The organism is Bradyrhizobium sp. 33ap4 (genome assembly GCF_032654765.1).
GTDB classification, from domain to species: domain Bacteria; phylum Pseudomonadota; class Alphaproteobacteria; order Rhizobiales; family Xanthobacteraceae; genus Bradyrhizobium; species Bradyrhizobium australafricanum.
Genome location: NZ_JAUMTJ010000013.1, coordinates 88438 through 106802, shown reverse-complemented (window position 1 = coordinate 106802; position 18365 = coordinate 88438). Strand labels below are relative to the sequence as shown.

General features: G+C 65.6%; 16 protein-coding genes. 13 read left to right on the top strand and 3 right to left on the bottom strand.

Annotation, left to right across the window (positions count from 1 at the left end; translation table 11 throughout):
* The first annotated feature begins 14 nt into the window (after positions 1-14).
* The 3 genes from Q2M23_RS12390 (at position 15) to moaB (ending at position 1975) form a co-directional block, all read left to right on the top strand.
* Positions 15-218: a hypothetical protein gene (locus tag Q2M23_RS12390; protein ID WP_156436184.1), complete on the top strand. Its 204-nt coding sequence runs from the start codon at positions 15-17 to the stop codon at positions 216-218.
* A 70-nt stretch (positions 219-288) separates the two neighbouring features.
* Complete coding sequence (locus Q2M23_RS12385) at positions 289-1227, top strand: neutral zinc metallopeptidase (protein WP_057016999.1); 939 nt, start codon at positions 289-291, stop codon at positions 1225-1227.
* 184 nt (positions 1228-1411) lie between these two features.
* Positions 1412-1975 carry a molybdenum cofactor biosynthesis protein B gene (gene moaB / locus Q2M23_RS12380; RefSeq protein ID WP_316395756.1) on the top strand — a complete coding sequence of 188 codons (564 nt, stop codon included), beginning with the start codon at positions 1412-1414 and terminating at the stop codon, positions 1973-1975.
* 124 nt (positions 1976-2099) lie between these two features.
* Here the strand turns inward: moaB and Q2M23_RS12375 are convergent, their stop codons facing one another.
* Both Q2M23_RS12375 and Q2M23_RS12370 read right to left on the bottom strand, forming a co-directional pair.
* Positions 2100-3041 (bottom strand): helix-turn-helix domain-containing GNAT family N-acetyltransferase, encoded by a 942-nt coding sequence (locus tag Q2M23_RS12375; RefSeq protein WP_076830312.1) that lies wholly within the window; start codon positions 3039-3041, stop codon positions 2100-2102.
* A 45-nt stretch (positions 3042-3086) separates the two neighbouring features.
* Positions 3087-3656 (bottom strand): glycosyl transferase, encoded by a 570-nt coding sequence (locus tag Q2M23_RS12370; protein ID WP_316395755.1) that lies wholly within the window; start codon positions 3654-3656, stop codon positions 3087-3089.
* Positions 3657-3820: 164 nt separating this feature from the next.
* On the opposite strand from Q2M23_RS12370, the gene Q2M23_RS12365 reads away from it, so the two are divergent.
* From Q2M23_RS12365 to Q2M23_RS12350, 4 genes are all read left to right on the top strand, one after another.
* Positions 3821-4987 carry a PA0069 family radical SAM protein gene (locus tag Q2M23_RS12365; protein ID WP_316395754.1) on the top strand — a complete coding sequence of 389 codons (1167 nt, stop codon included), beginning with the start codon at positions 3821-3823 and terminating at the stop codon, positions 4985-4987.
* Between the two features lie 117 nt (positions 4988-5104).
* The gene (locus Q2M23_RS12360) at positions 5105-5551 is read left to right on the top strand and encodes a VOC family protein (RefSeq protein WP_316395753.1); all 447 of its coding nucleotides are present in this window, start codon (positions 5105-5107) and stop codon (positions 5549-5551) included.
* Positions 5552-5645: 94 nt separating this feature from the next.
* A complete protein-coding gene (locus tag Q2M23_RS12355) occupies positions 5646-6422 on the top strand; it encodes a ribonuclease HII (protein WP_076830319.1) in 777 nt (258 codons plus the stop codon).
* Positions 6423-6743: 321 nt separating this feature from the next.
* On the top strand, positions 6744-8252 hold the full coding sequence (locus Q2M23_RS12350) for a glycosyltransferase family 39 protein (RefSeq protein WP_316395752.1): 1509 nt from the start codon (positions 6744-6746) through the stop codon (positions 8250-8252).
* 146 nt (positions 8253-8398) lie between these two features.
* Here Q2M23_RS12350 and Q2M23_RS12345 read toward each other — a convergent pair whose 3' ends face one another.
* The gene (locus Q2M23_RS12345; RefSeq protein WP_410469720.1) at positions 8399-9229 is read right to left on the bottom strand and encodes a uracil-DNA glycosylase family protein; all 831 of its coding nucleotides are present in this window, start codon (positions 9227-9229) and stop codon (positions 8399-8401) included.
* A 185-nt stretch (positions 9230-9414) separates the two neighbouring features.
* Between Q2M23_RS12345 and Q2M23_RS12340 the strand changes: the two genes are divergently transcribed.
* The 6 genes from Q2M23_RS12340 to Q2M23_RS12315 all read left to right on the top strand — a co-directional run bounded on the left by Q2M23_RS12340 (position 9415) and on the right by Q2M23_RS12315 (position 18274).
* A complete protein-coding gene (locus Q2M23_RS12340) occupies positions 9415-11073 on the top strand; it encodes an electron transfer flavoprotein-ubiquinone oxidoreductase (protein WP_316395751.1) in 1659 nt (552 codons plus the stop codon).
* Between the two features lie 434 nt (positions 11074-11507).
* Complete coding sequence (locus Q2M23_RS12335) at positions 11508-13292, top strand: tetratricopeptide repeat protein (protein WP_229192997.1); 1785 nt, start codon at positions 11508-11510, stop codon at positions 13290-13292.
* A gap of 321 nt (positions 13293-13613) precedes the next feature.
* Positions 13614-14501 carry a 4-(cytidine 5'-diphospho)-2-C-methyl-D-erythritol kinase gene (locus Q2M23_RS12330; protein WP_057019120.1) on the top strand — a complete coding sequence of 296 codons (888 nt, stop codon included), beginning with the start codon at positions 13614-13616 and terminating at the stop codon, positions 14499-14501.
* A gap of 434 nt (positions 14502-14935) precedes the next feature.
* On the top strand, positions 14936-15862 hold the full coding sequence (locus Q2M23_RS12325) for an SMP-30/gluconolactonase/LRE family protein (RefSeq protein WP_057019121.1): 927 nt from the start codon (positions 14936-14938) through the stop codon (positions 15860-15862).
* Between the two features lie 146 nt (positions 15863-16008).
* On the top strand, positions 16009-16602 hold the full coding sequence (locus Q2M23_RS12320; RefSeq protein ID WP_316395750.1) for a GNAT family protein: 594 nt from the start codon (positions 16009-16011) through the stop codon (positions 16600-16602).
* Positions 16603-16630: 28 nt separating this feature from the next.
* The gene (locus Q2M23_RS12315; RefSeq protein ID WP_316395749.1) at positions 16631-18274 is read left to right on the top strand and encodes a GMC family oxidoreductase; all 1644 of its coding nucleotides are present in this window, start codon (positions 16631-16633) and stop codon (positions 18272-18274) included.
* Positions 18275-18365: the final 91 nt, after the last annotated feature.

The following is an 18365-nucleotide window of genomic DNA, read 5'->3' as shown; positions in this document are numbered from 1 at the left end:
AATTGGAAATCTTCATGCAAAAGATTGCAGCATCTTTTGCGCGGCACGTCGCGATGCCACCGGCGTTGTGCTGCAACATCAGCGCGTTCGGCGAAAAAATTTGCGGATCATCAAACCGGCACGATTCGCGCGGTAAATTTGCGCTCATTGGCAACCGTTTGCACCGCAAGGGATGCGCCTCTTCCGGACTAGGCAATTATTGCCGGGCAGGATATTGATTAACAGAATGGAAATTTTAAGTTGGAGTGTCCCGCGTCGGGTCGCCGACTGGAATGAAGGGAAACCACCATGCGCTATGATGATTTCCGCCGCAGCGACGACATCGAAGATCGTCGCGATGAAGGCGGGATGGGCGGAGGGGGCGGTGGCGGCTTCGGCGTTCCGATGGGTGGTGGCGGGCTCGGCATCGGCACCATCATCGTGCTCGGCTTGCTCGGCTATGCCTTCGGCATCGACCCGCGCATCCTGATCGGCGGCGCCGAGATTCTCACCGGCGGCGGCCAGGCGCCGACCTACCAGACCGACCGGCAGTCGTCAGGCGGCCAGGCCAAGCGCGGCGCCCCGACCGACGAGATGGGCAGCATGATCGCCGGCATCCTGGGTGAGATCGACGATCGCTGGAGCGAGATCTTCAAGGCCAGCGGGCAGACCTACACCGGTCCGAAGATCGTGCTGTTCCGCAATGCCACGAATGGCGGCCGCTGCGGCATGGCGCAGTCGGCGATGGGACCGTTCTACTGCCCGCCGGACAAGACCATCTTCCTCGACACCGGCTTCTTCCGCGAGGTCGAGACGCGCTTCCGCGGCTGCTCGGGCAACGCCTGCAAGTTCACCGCGGCCTATATCATCGCGCATGAGGCCGGCCATCACATCCAGAACCTGCTCGGCATCATTCCGCGCGTGAATCGGCTGCAGCAGCAGGCCGGCAGCAAGGCCGAGGCCAACGCGCTGCAGGTCAAGGTCGAGCTGCAGGCCGATTGCCTTTCCGGCGTCTGGGTCAACCGCGAGGAGAAGAAGCGGCCGGGCTTCCTCGAGGCCGGCGACATCGACGCCGCGCTGACCACCGCGAACGCGATCGGCGACGACACGCTGCAGCGGCAGGCGACGGGCAGGGTGGTGCCTGATTCCTTCACCCACGGCTCCGCCGCGCAGCGCAAGGAGTGGTTCATGAGGGGCTACCAGCAGGGCACCGTGCAGGCCTGCAACACGTTCGGCGGTAGCTTGTAGCCGTGTGCCGGTAGCGTCATCCCCGGATGAGCGCGAACGCGCTCACTCGGGATATGTTCGCCTGTTGGCGAGCCTCGAAGGATGACGGAGCCCGTGGCCCATCCTGAGGTGCTCGCCCAGTGATGCAAGTGCACCGCGAGGCGAGCACCTCAGGATGTCGTCAGCGGGATGGAAAGAGGTGCAAATGTCCTCACTCGACGAATCCAAATCATTCATCCCGCTCAATATCGCGGTACTGACGATTTCCGACACCCGCTCGCTGGCGGATGACAAGTCGGGCACCACGCTGGCCGACCGTCTCACCGCGGCCGGCCACAAGCTCGCGGCGCGCGAGATCGTCACCGACGATGTCGAGGCGATCAGAGCCGTGATCCGGCGCTGGATCGCCGATCCCGCTGTCGATGCCGTCATCACCACCGGCGGCACCGGCTTCACCGGCCGCGACGTGACGCCGGAGGCGGTCGAGCCATTGTTCGAGAAGCGGATGGACGGCTTTTCGATCGCCTTCCACATGCTGAGCCACGCCAAGATCGGGGCGTCGACTGTCCAGAGCCGCGCCACCGCTGGCGTTGCGGGCGCGACCTTCGTCTTCTGCCTGCCCGGCTCGCCCGGCGCCTGCCGCGACGGCTGGGACGGCATTTTGGCGGCGCAACTCGACTACCGCACGCGCCCCTGCAATTTCGTCGAGATCATGCCGCGGCTGGATGAACATCTGCGCCGCCCGAAGGCGAAAGGCGCGAGCGCTTAGCCTCCCTCATTCCGGGGCGTGCGAAGCGCGAACCCGGAATCCAGAGATTGTGGCGCGAGATGCCGGGTTCGATGCTGCGCATCGCCCCGGAATGACGCCGGAGGGTAAAGAGAGGTAAAGAGCCCTACAACTCCAGCTCCCAGGTCTCGCCGACTAGGTCGACGCCAAAGCTGTGGTGCTTTTCTTCCTTGACCCGCTCGAAGCCGGCACGGGCGTAGATGCCGCGCGCGGCGACCAGGATGCTCTGGGTCCACAGCGTCATCTTCTTGTAACCCTTCTCGCGCGCGGCGCGGATGCATTGCTCGACCAGTGCGCGGCCGACGCCGAGCCCGCGCGCCTTTTCTTCCACCAGCAGCAGGCGCAGCTTGGCGACCCCGTCGCCGCCGTCGACCAGGAAGACCGAGCCGACCGGCTCGCCGTCGACCTCCGCGATCCAGCAATGCTCGCGCGCCGGATCGAACGATCGCAGAAACTGCGCGCAGATCTCGGCCACCAATGCCTCGTAGCTAATGTCCCAGCCATACTCCTCCGCGTAGGCTTGTCCCTGCCGCGAGACGACCCAACCCATGTCGCCGACGCGATGGCTGCGCAGCAGGAAGCCGACCGGTTTCTCGGCCGGCGGCTCCAGCGATTGCTCGATCGTGCCCATGGCGCGCACCACCGCGGCGCGACGGTCGCCGTCCATCTGCTTCAATAGCGTCCCGACCTCGCTGCGCGAGCGGCAGTCGAGATCGGCGGCAGCAGTGCGGCCCTTGGCGGTGAGGGCCACCTCGTTGACGCGCTTGTCGGCCTTCGATGGCTTCCGCGTCACGATCTGGCGCCTTTGCAGCGCCGCCAGCGTGCGGCTGACGAAGCCGGCATCGAGGTCGAGATCGCGCACCAGATCGGTTGCGGTGCAATTTTCGCGGTGCGCGAGCTCGTAGATGATCCGCGCTTCCTGCAGCGTGAATGGTGAGTGCAACAGCTTCGGCTCGATGATGCCGAGCTTGCGGGTATAGAACCGGCTGAAGCCGCGGACCGCGGCGACCTGGCTCTCGAGCGTGGTGTCATGGAAGTTTGATTTCATCAAGCATACTATTTGACGGAATCAAATAATCCGCAAGCGCTTTGTTCAGGCCACCATGATCCGGCTCCGCAGCATGGTGCGGGAGGAACGGCCGAGCCGGCGCAGCAGGCGCGCCTCGGAGCGGCGGGCATCGGGCCGGTAGCCGCCGATCCGCTCGTAATGCTCGCGCGCGATCAAAAGGCCCTGTTCGGCCGAGGGTCCGGTGATCATCCGGGCAACGAATTTGAGGCCGTCGCGCAGGCCCGGGTCGGTGTAGGGTGCGCGGGCGTAGCGGAAGATGCCGGCGCGGTCCTTGCCGCTGGCCGCCACCATCTGGATGAACTGGGTGGTTTCCTCGATCCAGCCGGCATCGAGCACGGCGCCCGGATGCAGGAACATCAGCCAGGGCGACCGCGCCTGCCGCGCGCCTGCCGCAAGCGCGGCGGCGCGCGTGCCCTCGAAGCGCAGGAAGCGGCAGCCGGCGACGTCGGCGACGCGCTCCATCACATCGCTGTGGCTGCGGTCGACCAGCAGCACTTCGCGGATGACGCCCGCGGCCGCGCCCGGCACCAGCGCCGCCAATGTTACGACCGCGGTGCGCTCGACGCCGTCGGTTGGAATGATCACGCTCAGCATGATTTTGAGGCTTCGATGGCTCAAACGGTGGAGAAACTCCGGCCGTGTTATCACCTTGTCATATTCAAAGCAGCCTGTTCGCCTGCAGAATTTTGTAGCAAGGTTTTGTGGAATTTCTCCGTTCATGTTCTTGATTTGTTCTCGTGCTGTGTTAGCTTCAAAGCATGAGCCGAGCATCCTCTCATGCCCTCAAGCACCCGCCGGTAACGGCGCCCTCCGATAACCCGGCGGGTGCACCTTCCCCTTTTCCCGAGCTTGCGGTCGCGATCGAGCGCGAGCGGCGGCGCGGCCGCGGCGCGCAGTCCAACGCCAGCGGCCGCTACGAGGCCGAGGCGCGCGTTGCCTTCGACGACGGCTGGCAGAGCCTCGAGGACCTGCCGCCATTTGCGACCAGCGTGGCGCTCGACACCTCGCGCAAGGTGATCACCCGCAACGACTCGCCCGACATCGGCTTCGACCGCTCGATCAATCCGTATCGCGGCTGTGAGCACGGCTGCGTCTATTGCTTCGCGCGGCCGACCCACGCCTATCTCGGCCTGTCGCCGGGGCTGGACTTCGAATCGAAGCTGTTCGCCAAGCCGGACGCACCCGCGCTGCTCGAGAGGGAGCTGGCGGCACCGGACTACGAGGCGCGGATGATCGCGATCGGCACCAACACCGATCCCTATCAGCCGATCGAGCGCGACCGGAAGATCATGCGCGGCATCCTCGAGGTGCTGGAGCGCGCCGGCCATCCGGTCGGCATCGTCACCAAGTCGGCGCTGGTCACCCGCGACATCGACATCCTGGCACGTATGGCCAAGCGCAATCTCGCCAAGGTCGCGCTCTCGGTGACGACGCTCGACCCGAAACTCGCCCGCACCATGGAGCCGCGCGCCTCGACCCCGCCGAAGCGGCTCGAGGCGATCAAGCGGCTCACGGATGCCGGCATCCCGACCACGGTGATGGTCGCACCCGTGATCCCGGCGCTGAACGATTCCGAGATCGAGCGCATCCTCGATGCCGCCGCACATGCCGGCGCCAGGGAGGCGAGCTATGTGCTGCTGCGGCTGCCGCTCGAGGTGCGCGATCTGTTCCGCGAATGGCTGATGGCCAACTATCCCGATCGCTACCGTCACGTCTTCACGCTGATCCGCGACATGCGCGGTGGCCGCGACTACGACTCGCAATGGGGCACGCGGATGAAGGGCACCGGCCCGATGGCCTGGATGATCGGCCGCCGCTTCGAGATCGCCTGCGAAAAGCTCGGCCTCAACAAGCGGCGGACCAAGCTGACCACCGATCACTTCGCCAAGCCGAAGCGCAGCGGGCAGCAGCTGAGCTTGTTTTAGGTGCCAGCAAAGTGATGATCGTCATTGCGAGGAGCGAAGCGACGAAGCAATCCATGCATCCGAATATGTGGAACAATGGATTGCGTCGCTTCGCTCGCAACGACGGGAAAGGTAAACATGAGTAACGCCGCGACCGCACGCTTCACCGTCCTCACGCTGGGCGTCAGCGACATGCGCGCCAGCATCGGCTTTTATGAATCGCTCGGCTTCTCCAGGAAGATGCGCGCGACCGGCGAGGAGGTCGCCTTCTTCGAGACCGGCGGCACCGTGCTCGGCCTGTTCCCGTCGCATCTGCTCGCTGCCGATGCCGGGCTGCCGGATCAGCCACGGCCTTCAGCGTTCCGCGGCGTCGCGATCGCTTGGAACTGCAACGACGACGCCGAGGTCGATCGTGTGATGGCGTTCGCGCTGTCGAAAGGCGCCAGGCTGCTGAAACCCGCGCAGCCGACCAGCTATGGCGGCTATTGCGGTTATTTCGGCGATCCCGACGGCCACGCCTGGGAAGTGGTGCGCGCGCCGGGCTTTGAGGTTCGCGACGACCGCCGGGTGTCAATCCCCGATTAGAGCGCCGATCCCGATTAGGGTGGCGGATTGAATAACGGGGAAGGGCGCCAGGTTCCCGGTTGCGCCGCGGGCCGGGCTTGATCACGATCCCCGCATGATTCGGGACAAGTCCAATCGCACGTCAAAGACCGCGTCGAAGAAGAAGCCGGCCGAGCCGGCCAAGCCGGACAAGCGCGTCATCGTGGTGACGCGGCCGAGCTTTCGGCGCGAGCGCGCGCTGATCAAGCGCGGCGTCTGGCCGGTCGCCGGCTGCGACGAGGCCGGGCGCGGGCCGCTGGCGGGTCCGGTGGTCGCCGCCGCCGTGGTGCTGGACCCAAATCGGATACCCAAGGGCCTCGATGATTCGAAGCGGCTGACCGTCGAGCGCCGCGAGGAACTGTTCGAGGAAATCTGCGCGACAGCAGCGTTCTCGGTCGCGGTGGCGTCACGGGCGCGGATCGACCGCGACAACATCCTGCGCGCCTCGCTGTGGGCGCTGGCGCGCGCGGTGCATGCGCTGCCGGAAATGCCGAAGCATGTCTTCGTCGACGGCCGCGACAAGCTCGCCACGCCCTGCGACTGCGACGCCGTGATCGGCGGCGACGGCATCGTGGCCTCGATCGCGGCGGCCTCGATCATCGCCAAGGTGACGCGCGACCGCCTGATGTGCGCGCTGGCGCTGGATTGCCCCGGCTACGGCTTCGAGCAGCACAAGGGCTATGCCGTCCCCGAGCACCTCGAGGCGCTCGACCGGCTCGGCCCCAGCAGCCATCACCGTAGCTTCTTCGCTCCCGTCGTCGCGGCGCGGCTGAAGCATTTCCCGGTCCCGGCGGAGCCCGACCTGTTCACGGTGGACGCCGAAAGCGAAGCCGCGGCATCCGAAGCGGCGTAAAGCGCGGCGGCGCCGCACTCTCGGTGTCATCGCCCGGCTCGCCGCCTCCGCTAAAGCTTCGGCGCGCCAGGGGGCCCTGGCCTCGTCGAAGCCTTGGCGAAGACGGGACCGGGCGATCCAGTATTCCAGAGACCGTTGTGCTCAAGCCTGGCCGCCGCGGCGTACTGGATGACCGCCTTCGCGGGGCATGACAGCGATGTTTGACTTTGCACCGTGGACACATCCAGCCCGGTTGCCTCCATCGCCGCCGCCGTTTATCAAAAAACCTCGGGATCAGATGGCGCCGCTTGATACGGGTGGCTGGGGCATTTCAGGCGTTTCATGCGGTTTACCTCCCTGGTTGTCGAACTGATCCGCGCCCGGCCGCGCCTCGTGGTCTGGATCGTGGTGCTGGCGCAGGCCGCGATCTGGCTGTTCCTGCCGGCCATCTTCTACGGCAGTCCGCCCGGCAACCTCGCCACCATCCTCGCCTTCGGCCGCGAATATCAGGTCGGCACCGACATGGGGCCGCCGCTCGCGTTCTGGCTCGCCGACATCGCCTTCCGCGCCGTCGGGAATCACGTGTTCGGCGTCTATCTCCTGGCGCAGATCTGCGAGATCGTCACCTTCATCGCCTTCTACGCCTTGGCGCGCTCCATCGTCGGTGGCCCGCAGGGCGTGCTGGCAGTGCTGCTGTCGATGACGGTCGTGGTGTTCTCCTCGCCAAGCGTCGAGTTCGGTCCGCTGATCCTGGCGCGCCCGCTCTGGGCGCTGCTGTTGCTGCATTCCTGGCAACTGATCGGGCAGAACCGGCGCAGCGCCTGGTTCGCCTGGTCGATCGATTGCGGCCTCCTGCTGCTGACGACGCCGGCGGCGATCGGCATGATCCTGCTCGTGACCGGCTTTGCGCTCGCAACCGAGCGCGGGCGGCGCATGCTCAAATCGGTCGATCCGATCTACGCGCTGCTCGTCATCATCGTGCTGGCGCTGCCCTACCTGATCTGGATGCTCCGCGCCGACGTCCTGGCGCTGCCGGCCTTGCCGGCACTCGCCGATCTCAAGGCGCGCGCGCTGCGCTGGGGCGTGGTGCTCGGCGGGCTGATCGTGGCGACCGCCGCGATCGCGCTGCTGGCGATCCTCAATTCGCGCTGGTTCGCCGGCAAGACCGAGGATGCCCCGATCATCAACCGCCCGCCGGTCAGTCCGCTGGCGCGGCAATTCGTGTATTTCTTCGCGTTTGCGCCGGCGATCGCGAGCAGCTTCGTCTCCGCGCTGTTCAATCTCGATCGCGCCTTCGGCGGCGCCGGAGTGGCGCTGTTGATGTCCGGGCTTGCCGTCGTGGTCGCGACCGGCGAACTGATCCCGCTCAGGCGGCAGCGGCTGCTGCGTTCGGTCTGGGCCTTGGCGGTCGCGGCGCCTGCAGCGCTCGCGCTGGCGGCGGCGCTGTTCCTTCCCTGGACCAGCACCACGGAGGCGTCCACCTCGCTGCCGGCAGCCGCGATGGGCCGCTTCTTCGATGACAGCTATGAGCGCCGCACCAACCAGCGCCTGCGCGCGGTGGCCGGCGATCCCGAACTTGCCAGCCTGATTGCGATGAACCGCCGGCGCCCGCATCTCTTGCTCGACGCCACGCCGCAGCGGACGCCGTGGCTGTCGGTCGCAAAATTCAACGAGACCGGCGGCGTCGTGGTGTGGCGCGCACAGGACACCGCCGGCACGCCGCCGCCCGACATCGCGCAGCGCTTCCCCGGCCTCGTGCCGGAAGTGCCGCGTTCGTTCGACCGGCTGGTCAACGGACGGCAGCCGGTGCTGCGGATCGGCTGGGCGATCGTGCGGCCGAAAGGGACGTGATTTGACGTGACGTGGAGCCGTAGCCCGGATGAAGCGGAGCGAAATCCGGGGCCGCCCTTTTACGCCACCTGATCCACCCGGATTGCGCGGAGCCTGTCATCGGGCGCGCGTCCGCGCGACCCGTTGGCTCCATCCGGGCTACGAAGCTACGCGCTCGCCACCTGCAACACCTTCGCGATCGCGCGCAGATCCTGCCACGACAGCCGCTTGTACGACGGCGAGCGCAGCAGATAGGCGGGATGGAAGGTGGCGACGGCGCGGATCGTGCGGGTGCCGGTGTCGTAGTCGATCCATTTGCCGCGCGTGCGCATGATGCCCTCGCGCGTGCCGAGCAGCGCCTGCGTCGAGGGATTGCCGAGCGTCACCAGCACGTCGGGATTCACGAGTTCGATATGGCGCTGGATGAAGGGCAGGCACACCTGCGTCTCCTGCGGCGTCGGCGTGCGGTTGCCGGGCGGCCGCCACGGGATCACGTTGGCGATATAGGCTTTGCTGCGGTCGAGCCCGATCGCCGCGATCATGCGGTCGAGCAGCTTGCCGGAGCGGCCGACGAACGGCAGGCCCTCGATGTCCTCGTCGCGGCCCGGCGCCTCGCCGACGAACATCACGCGCGCCTGCGGATTGCCGTCGGCGAACACCAGCCTGGTTGCGGTGTGCTTCAACGCGCAGCCGTCGAAATTCTCCATCAGCGTGCGCAGGGCTGCAAGCGTCGGCGCAGTCCGCGCAGCCTCGCGCGCGGAAGCGATCGCGGCATCCGGCGCCACGGTGATTTCGCTGCGCGGAACTGACGGCATCGGCGGCGGACGCAGCGGATTGAGTGCAACTGATGGGCGCGGCGCGGCTGGGGCGGGAACTGGCTCCGGCTCCTCGAGCCGGTTGATCGGCGCATCGCCAAGCGCGCAATCGACCCCGGCCTCAAGGTAAAAGGCCAGCAATTGCTGCAGTGTAGGGGTGGGCTCGGGCGGCAGGGCCATCATGGGCGCAATCTAGAGCATCGACCAGAAAAGTGGAGGGCGGTTTTCGGAAAAGATTATTCTCTTGCGGTACCCGGGCCGTGCAAACCCATGGAAGCGCAATTCCATGGTTGTCCTTCCGCCAAAAATCGGAAACAACGACCCGTGAAAAGCTTAGAAGCGTTCTCAATGGGCTGAGATCAAAGATCATGAATGCTGAAGACCTTCCTCCGCGCGAGTCTATGGAATTCGACGTCGTCATCGTCGGCGCCGGCCCGTCGGGCCTGTCGGCCGCGATCCGGCTGAAGCAGCTCAATCCGGAGCTCTCGATCGTCGTGGTGGAGAAGGGCTCCGAGGTCGGCGCGCACATCCTCTCGGGTGCGGTGATCGATCCGGCCGGGCTCGACAAGCTCGTGCCCGATTGGCGCGACGACGCCGATTGTCCGCTGAAGACGCAGGTCAAGGACGACCGCTTCTACTGGACGACGTCGCAAGGCTGGTTCCGCCTGCCGAACTTCATCATGCCGCCGCTGATGAACAATCATCACTGCTACATCGGCTCGCTCGGCAATGTCTGCCGCTGGCTGGCACCGAAGGCGGAAGCGCTCGGCGTCGAGATCTATCCGGGCTTTGCCGCGGCCGAAGTGCTTTATGACGACAAGGGCGCGGTGCGCGGCATCGCCACCGGCGACATGGGCATTGCCAGGGACGGCAGCCACAAGGATTCCTACACCCGCGGCATGGAGCTGCTCGGCAAATATACGCTGTTCGCCGAAGGCGCACGCGGCTCGCTGTCCAAGCAGCTGATCGCGAAGTTCAATCTCGATGCCAACTCCGAGCCGCCGAAGTTCGGCATCGGCCTCAAGGAGGTCTGGCAGATCGACCCGGCGAAGCACAAGAAGGGTCGGGTGCAGCACACGCTCGGCTGGCCGCTGAACGACAGGACCGGCGGCGGCTCGTTCCTCTATCATTACGACGACAACCGCGTCGCGGTCGGCTTCGTCGTGCATCTGAACTACAACGATCCCTATCTGTCGCCGTTCGACGAATTCCAGCGCTTCAAGACCCATCCCGATGTCCGCGAGCTGTTCGAGGGCGGCAAGCGGCTCGCCTATGGCGCGCGCGCCATCACCGAGGGCGGCTACCAGTCGGTGCCCCGGCTCTCGTTCCCGGGCGGCGCGTTGATTGGCTGCGCGGCGGGCTTCGTCAACGTGCCGCGCATCAAGGGCGTCCACAACGCAATGGGCTCCGGCATGCTCGCCGCCGAGCATGTCGCGGCCGCGCTCGGCGCCGGACGCGCCAATGACGAGCTCGTCGAGTACGAGAACGCCTGGCGCTCGTCGGCGATCGGCAAGGACCTGTTCAAGGTCCGCAATGCCAAGCCGTTGCTGTCGAAGTTCGGCAGCATGCTCGGAACGGTGCTCTCCGGCTTCGACATGTGGTGCAACACGCTCGGCTTCTCGCTGTTCGGCACCCAGCCGCACGCCAAGCCGGACCGCAAGACGCTCGATCCGTCCAAGCAGCACCAGCCGATCGCCTATCCGAAGCCGGACGGCAAGATCTCGTTCGACAAGCTGTCGTCGGTGTTCCTGTCCAACACCAACCATGAGGAGGACCAGCCGGTCCATCTCAAGGTCGCCGACCTCAATCTGCAGAAGACCTCGGAACACGACGTGTTCGCCGGTCCGTCCAACCGCTATTGCCCGGCCGGCGTTTATGAATGGGTCGAGGAATCGACGGGTCCGCGCTTCCAGATCAACGCCCAGAACTGCGTCCACTGCAAAACCTGCGACGTGAAGGACCCCAACGGCAACATCACCTGGGTTCCGCCGGAGGGCGGCGGCGGTCCGAACTACGAGGCAATGTGAGGCCAGGGTGAGCTCGAGGCGGCCGACCACATTTGCGTGAGGCGGCCGCGCGAGTTGCCGCAACCTCCGCTTGGCCTCTCCGCGCGTGGAGCGGCCGGATTGCACTTCAGGTTACAACGGAAGACGCAAAAAGGGGTGCCGTGGCACCCTTATCTCGCGCCTTTTTGCGTCCGCGCGCGAATATGCCCGGCCCGGTCACGATACCGCCATAGTGGAAGCGTCTTGCGGAGGCTGGCTGGATCGGCGGGCCTAAAGGCCTAATCTGCCAATTGATTCGTCATGGGTTGCCTTTGGGCGATCCTTGCGGATAAGCGCCAAAAGCGGCATTGTCCCCCGCCGTGATGCCGCCGCTTGGGTTCGCATTTTGAGACTGATCGCAAGATCTTGGCCGTAAAATCCATCTTGGCGTAAATCCCTGGAGCAAGGCGACCGTGATGCTGTCCACCCGATTCCACCGCCTGACGATTGCCGTTCTCGCTGCCGCAGCGCTTGCCGTGCCTGCGCAGCTTGCAGCGCAAACGCCGGACCATCCGACCGACAATGCCGCGCAATTCCCGTCCAAGAACGACCTGAAGTCGCTGACCACCGCCGGCAGCTATCTCGCCGCCCGCCACGCCAGCGTCGAGCGCGATGCGACCTCGGCCGCGACGTTCTACCGCTCGGCGCTGCGCACCGACCCGAAGAATTCCGAGCTGCTCGACCGCGCCTTCATCTCCTCGCTTGCCGACGGCGATATCGAGGAGGCGGTCAAGCTCGCCGACCGCATCCTCACCCAGGACAAGGCCAACCGCGTTGCGCGCCTCGTCGTCGGCGTGCGCGATCTCAAGCTGAAGAAATATGCCGCCGCGCAGTCCAACATCAACCAGTCGGTGCGCGGCCCGATCACCGATCTCGTCGCGACGCTGCTGTCGGCCTGGGCCGCCTATGGCGCCGGCGACAGCAAGGCCGCGGTCGCCTCGATCGACAAGCTGACCGGCCCCGAGTGGTATCCGATCTTCAAGGACCTGCATGCCGGCATGATCTACGAGCTGTCCGGCAAGGAGAGGGATGCCGGCGCCCGCTTCGAGCGCGTCTACAAGCTCGACGATTCGATGCTGCGCACGGTCGACGAATATGCGCGCTGGACCTCGCGCAACAAGGACGCGGCCGCCGCGACCGCGATGTACGAGGCCTTCGACAAGAAGCTGCCGCGTCACCCGCTGGTGCTGGAAGGCATCAAGGAGACCAAGGCCGGCAAGAAGCTGCCGCCGCTGGTCGAGTCACCGCAGGCCGGCGCGGCCGAGGCGCTGTACGGCATCGGCGCGACGCTGACCCGCCGCGGCGGCGAGGACCTCGCGCTGGTCTATCTGCAGCTCGCGCTCTATCTGCAGCCCAACCATCCGCTGGCGCTGCTGTCGCTCGCCGATCTCTATGAATCGGTGAAGAAGCCGCAGATGGCGATCAAGGTCTATGAGCGGATGCCGGCGTCCTCGCCGCTGAAGCGCAACGCGCAGATCCAGCTCGCGACCAATCTCGATGCCGCCGACCGCAGCGACGAGGCGATCAAGATCCTCAAGGAAGTCACATCGGATCAGCCGAAGGACATCGAGGCGATCCTGGCGCTCGGCAATATCGAGCGCGGCCGCAAGAAGTTCGCCGACTGCGCCACCACCTATTCGCAGGCGATCGACGCACTGCCGGCCGGCGGCGACAAGAACGCCTGGGTCACCTATTACTATCGAGGCATCTGCGAGGAGCGCTCCAAGCAGTGGAACAAGGCCGAGGCCGACATGCGCAAGGCGCTCGAGCTGCAGCCCGAGCAGCCGCATGTGCTGAACTATCTCGGTTATTCCTGGATCGACCAGGGCATCAACCTCGACGAAGGCATGAAGATGATCAAGCGTGCCGTCGATCAGCGCCCCGACGACGGCTACATCGTGGACTCGCTCGGCTGGGCCTATTACCGGATCGGCAATTACGAGGAGGCGGTCAAGAACCTCGAGCGCGCGATCGATCTGAAGCCGGAAGATCCGACCATCAACGACCATCTCGGCGACGCTTACTGGCGCGTCGGCCGCACCCTGGAAGCCAAGTTCCAGTGGGCGCATGCCCGCGACCTCAAGCCCGAGCCGGAAGAGCTGCCGAAGATCCAGGCCAAGATCGACAACGGCCTGCCGGATGACACCTCCAACGCCGCCGCTGCCGAGAAGAAGAAGGACGACGACGGCAAGGGTGGCTGAGCGGCGGTCGTCGCGCTGCATCTTCATAAAATACCGTGATGCCCGGGCAAAAGCGCGAAGCGCATCTTCGCGCAAGATGTCCCGGGCATTGACGTTTGCCCGTCATGGCCGGGCTTGACCCGGCCATCCATCCCTTCGAGAAATTCGTTCTTGGTTGATAGATGCCCGGGTCATAGGCGAGCGGAAGCGACGCCGTCCTTCAGACGGCTATGCCCGGGCATGACGAGTCATGGCGGAATTTCCATCCAAACAAAGGGATAGGATCGTACGGCGATTTACGCTAATCGCATCACGATGTTTGTTTTTTAGGGGTTTATCGCCGTGCCGGCGCTGATTGAAGAAGGGCGTGCCAAGGTCAACCTGACGCTGAAGGTTGTCGGGCGGCGCGTCGACGGGTTTCACGACTTGGAGAGCGTCGTCGCGTTTGCCGATTGCGCCGATCGCCTGATGCTCGAGCCGGGACCCGAGCTGTCGCTTTCGATGGCGGGGCCGCTGGCCGATGCCTGCGGCGACACCTCTGACAATCTGGTGCTGAAGGCCGCGCGGCTGCTCGGCGAGCGCGTCGCGGACCTCGAGGTCGGCCACTTCACGCTGGAGAAGGTGCTGCCGGTTGCGGCCGGCATCGGCGGCGGCTCGGCGGACGCCGCGGCGGCGCTGCGGCTGTTGGCGCGGCTCAATGAGCTCTCGCTCGACGATAGCCGGATCATGGAGGTCGCGCTGCAGACCGGCGCCGACGTGCCGGTGTGCGTCGCCTCGCGGGCCTGCGACATGACCGGCGTCGGCGAAGGCCTGCTGCCGCTCGACCTGCCGAAAATGCCGTGCGTGCTGGTCAATCCGCGCGTGCCGGTTGCGACCAGGGACGTCTTCAATGCGCTCGGCCTGCGCAATGGCGAGCTCCTGATCGGCGCCACCGACGTCGTGATGCAGGCGCCGTCATGGCCGGAAGCCGGGCGCGCGATCGACGATTGGATCGCGGCGCTGGAGCGCGGCACCAACGATCTCGAAGCCCCCGCGGCGCGCATCCAGCCCGTCATCAGTGACGTGCTGTCCGCGCTGCGTGAGACCCGGGGCGTTCGTCTGGTGCGCATGTCGGGCTCGGGCGCGACCTGCTTTGCCGTGTTCGGAACCGACGCCGACGCCGAGGCGGCCGGCGAACAACTCCGCGCCGGTCACCCCGGCTGGTGGGTGCATGCGGGCACGCTGAGCTAGTGCGCGCCCATTCTCTCTCCGTCATTCCGAGGCTCGCGCCAGGAGGCGCGCAATTGCGCACTGGGGAATGACGACGGAGAGGGGTGCGACAAAACAACCCGACGGGCAACTCAGCAAAACCTGTCAATCCTCGCGCGCGAAAATATTTCGCTTTATCCGAATCGCGAAGCTCGGACAGTGTCGCGAGAACGCGGAAATTTGACTCACTGACCGTGCCACCTATTCGGTGTCGTCCCTGCCTAGTGCGCAATTGCGCACTAGGCAGGGACGACAGGGGCATTTGCGGCGCGCCCATCCCGCCCCAACGCCGGGCAGCCTTGCGGGGCCATTGCTTGGCAAGCCAAACCCCGTTTGCCATAACAGGATGAAACAACAACGTTGCGCGTGCGGGGCCGTTCGGAATCCGCCTGCAGCCAAAGAGCCGGGAGGATGCCATGGCCAATATCCGAGTTCTCGCCACCGATCTGGAGTTTCCCGAAGGTCCCGTCGTCATGCCCGACGGTTCGGTCGTGCTGGTCGAAATCCGCGGCCAGCGGCTGACGCGGGTCTATCCCGACGGGCGCAAGGAGATCGTCGCCAAGGTGCCGGGCGGCCCGAACGGCGCGGCGCTCGGTCCCGACGGCAAGATGTACATCTGCAACAATGGCGGCTTCTCCTGGATTCCGACCCGCAACATGATCATGCCGGGGCCGCAGCCCGAGGATTATCTCGGCGGCTCGATCCAGCGCGTCGATCTGCAATCCGGCAAGGTCGAGACCGTGGTGACGAAATGCGGCGAGCACGCGCTGCGCGGGCCGAATGACCTGGTGTTCGACAGGCAGGGTGGCCTGTGGTTCTCCGACCTCGGCAAGCGCCGCGCCCGCGACATGGATGTCGGCGCGTTCTATTATCTGAAGCCCGGCATGAACGAGATCGTCGAGGCCGTGCACGGCATCCTGCCAGCCAACGGCATCGGCCTGTCGCCGGACGAGAAGACCGTCTACATCGCGGAGACGCCGACCGCGCGGCTGTGGGCGTATGAAGTTTCCGAGCCCGGCACCGTCAAGCCGCGCGACGTGATCTATCGCGGCGAGCGCGGCAAGCCGATCGCCGGCCTCGGCGGCTACCAGATGTTCGACTCGCTCGCGGTCGAGGCATCGGGCAATGTCTGCGTCGCGACGCTGGTGTCGGGCTGCATCTCGGTGATCGCGCCCGACGGCACCGTGGTCGAGCAGGTGCCGACCGGCGACCGCGTCACCACCAACATCGCCTTCGGCGGCCCCGAGCTGAAGACCGCCTACATCACGCTGTCGGGCAAGGGCGAGCTGATCGCGATGGACTGGCCGCGGCCGGGATTGCCGCTGAATTTTCTGAATAGATGACGATTGCGGTTCGCGAAGCGCAATCGTCATTCCGGGATGGTGCGAAGCGCCAGACCCGGAATCTCGAGATTCCCCGATGCGCAATTGCGCATCTGAGGTTCGATGCTGCGCATCGCCCCGGAATGACAAAGATGGAGAGATCTCGAATGCCCTGGCTTGAACCGGTCACCCTTCGCGGCGCGCATGCGCGGCTGGAGCCGTTGTCCCACGATCATCGCGACGGGCTGGTCGAGGCGGTGAAGGACGGCGAGCTGTCAAAGCTCTGGTACACCGCGATCCCACAGCCGGAGAACATGGCCAAGGAGATCGACCGCCGGCTCGGCCTGCAAAAGGCCGGATCGATGCTGCCGTTCACGGTGTTCGACGCCGACGGCAAGATTTCCGGCATGACGACCTACATGAACGTCGACACGTCGAACCGTCGCGTTGAGATCGGCTCGACCTGGTACGCCAAGCGTGTGCAGCGCAGCGCGGTCAATACGCAGTGCAAACTGCTACTGCTGACCCATGCCTTCGAGAAGCTTGATTGCATCGCGGTCGAGTTCCGCACGCATTTCTTCAATCACCAGAGCCGGCGTGGCATCGAGCGTCTGGGTGCGAAGCAGGACGGCATTCTGCGCAGCCATCAGATCGCGTCCAACGGCACGTTGCGCGACACCGTGGTTTACAGCATCATCGCCAGCGAATGGCCGACGGTGAAGGCGCATCTGACCTATCAACTCAACGAAAAGCCGCGCTGACACGATAGTCGGCGCCAGAAACGAGACGATGGAAACGTTCGATTATGTGATCATCGGCGCAGGCTCCGCCGGGAGCGTGCTGACCAACCGCTTGAGTGAAGACGCAGGCACCAAGGTGTGCGTGCTCGAGGCGGGGCCGAGCGACTGGCATCCCTACATCCATCTGCCGGCCGGCTTCATCAAGACCTTCCATATGAAGAGCGTGAACTGGGCCTATCAGCAGGAGGTGGGTCCCTACACCGGCGGGCGCAGCATCTATGCGCCGCGCGGCAAGACGCTCGGCGGCTCGTCCTCGATCAACGGCCACATTTATAATCGCGGCCAGCGCCAGGATTTCGACACCTGGGCGCAGCTCGGCAATCGCGGCTGGGGCTATCCTGACGTGCTGCCCTATTTCCGGCGCATGGAGAGGCGGATCGGCGAGGGCGACGACACCTATCGCGGCCGCGACGGCAACCTCACCGTCACCACCATGGACTGGCAGGATCCACTCTGCGAGGCCTTCATGGCAGGCGCGGTCAGCCTCGGCATTCCGCGCAATCCTGATTACAACGGCCAGATACAGGAAGGCGTGTCGTACTGCCAGCGCACCATCCTAAACGGCCGCCGGGTCAGCGCCGCGACCGCGTTCCTGCATCCGGCACGGCGGCGGCCCAATGTCGATGTGCGCACGCATGCGCATGTCACCGGCATCATCTTCGAGGACAAGCGCGCGGTCGGCGTGCGCTACAACCGCGGCGGCAAGCACGGCGATCCCCTGGAGATCCGCGCCACCAAGGAGGTCATCCTCTCCGGCGGCGCCTACAACTCGCCGCAGCTGTTGCAGCTCTCCGGCGTCGGCGCGCCCGAGCTGTTGCAGGCGCACGGCATCGAGGTGCGCCACGCGCTGCCGGGCGTCGGCGAAGGTTTGCAGGATCATTACGCGCCGCGCTCGGTGGCGCGGGTCAAGAACATCAGGACCATCAACGAGCTTCGCCGCGGCTTCAGCCTGTGGGGCGAGGCGATCAAATGGGCGACGACGCGGCGCGGCCTGCTGTCGCTGTCGCCTACCATGGTCTACTGCTTCTGGCATTCCGGCGAGACCACCGAGAGCTCCGATCTGCAGCTCACCTTCACGCCGGCGAGCTACAAGGAAGGCGTGCAGGGCCAGCTCGAGGACGAGCCCGGCATGACGGTGGCGTCATGGCAGCAGCGGCCGGAGAGCCGCGGCTATGTCCGGATCCGCTCCGCCGATCCTTTCGCGCCGCCGATCATCCAGACCAACTACCTCGCCGAGGAGATCGACCGCCGCGTCGTCGTCGCCGGCATGAAGCTGGCGCGCCGGCTGCTCGCCTCCGAGCCGCTCAGTCCGTATTACGCCTATGAGGACTTTCCGGGCCCGAAGGTCACGAGCGACGACGAACTGCTCGCGGCCGCGACCGAGCGCGGCACCACCACCTTCCATCCCGGCTGCACCTGCCGGATGGGACCGGCGGACGCGCCGTGGGCGGTGGTCGACGACCAGCTTCGGGTCCATGGCATGGAGGGCCTGCGCGTGATCGACGCCTCGATCATGCCGCGGATGATCTCAGCCAATCTCAACGCCTCGACCTTGATGATCGCCGACAAGGCCTCCGACATGATCCGCGGCAAGGCACCCGAGGCGGCTGCGAAGCTGCCGGAGTATGCGTGACGGAATAGAGGCGTACGCGACGTTGCTTTTTGATCAGCGCGCTGTGTCTAACACCGTCATGCTGATGAGGCCGCGAAGCGGCCGTCTCGAA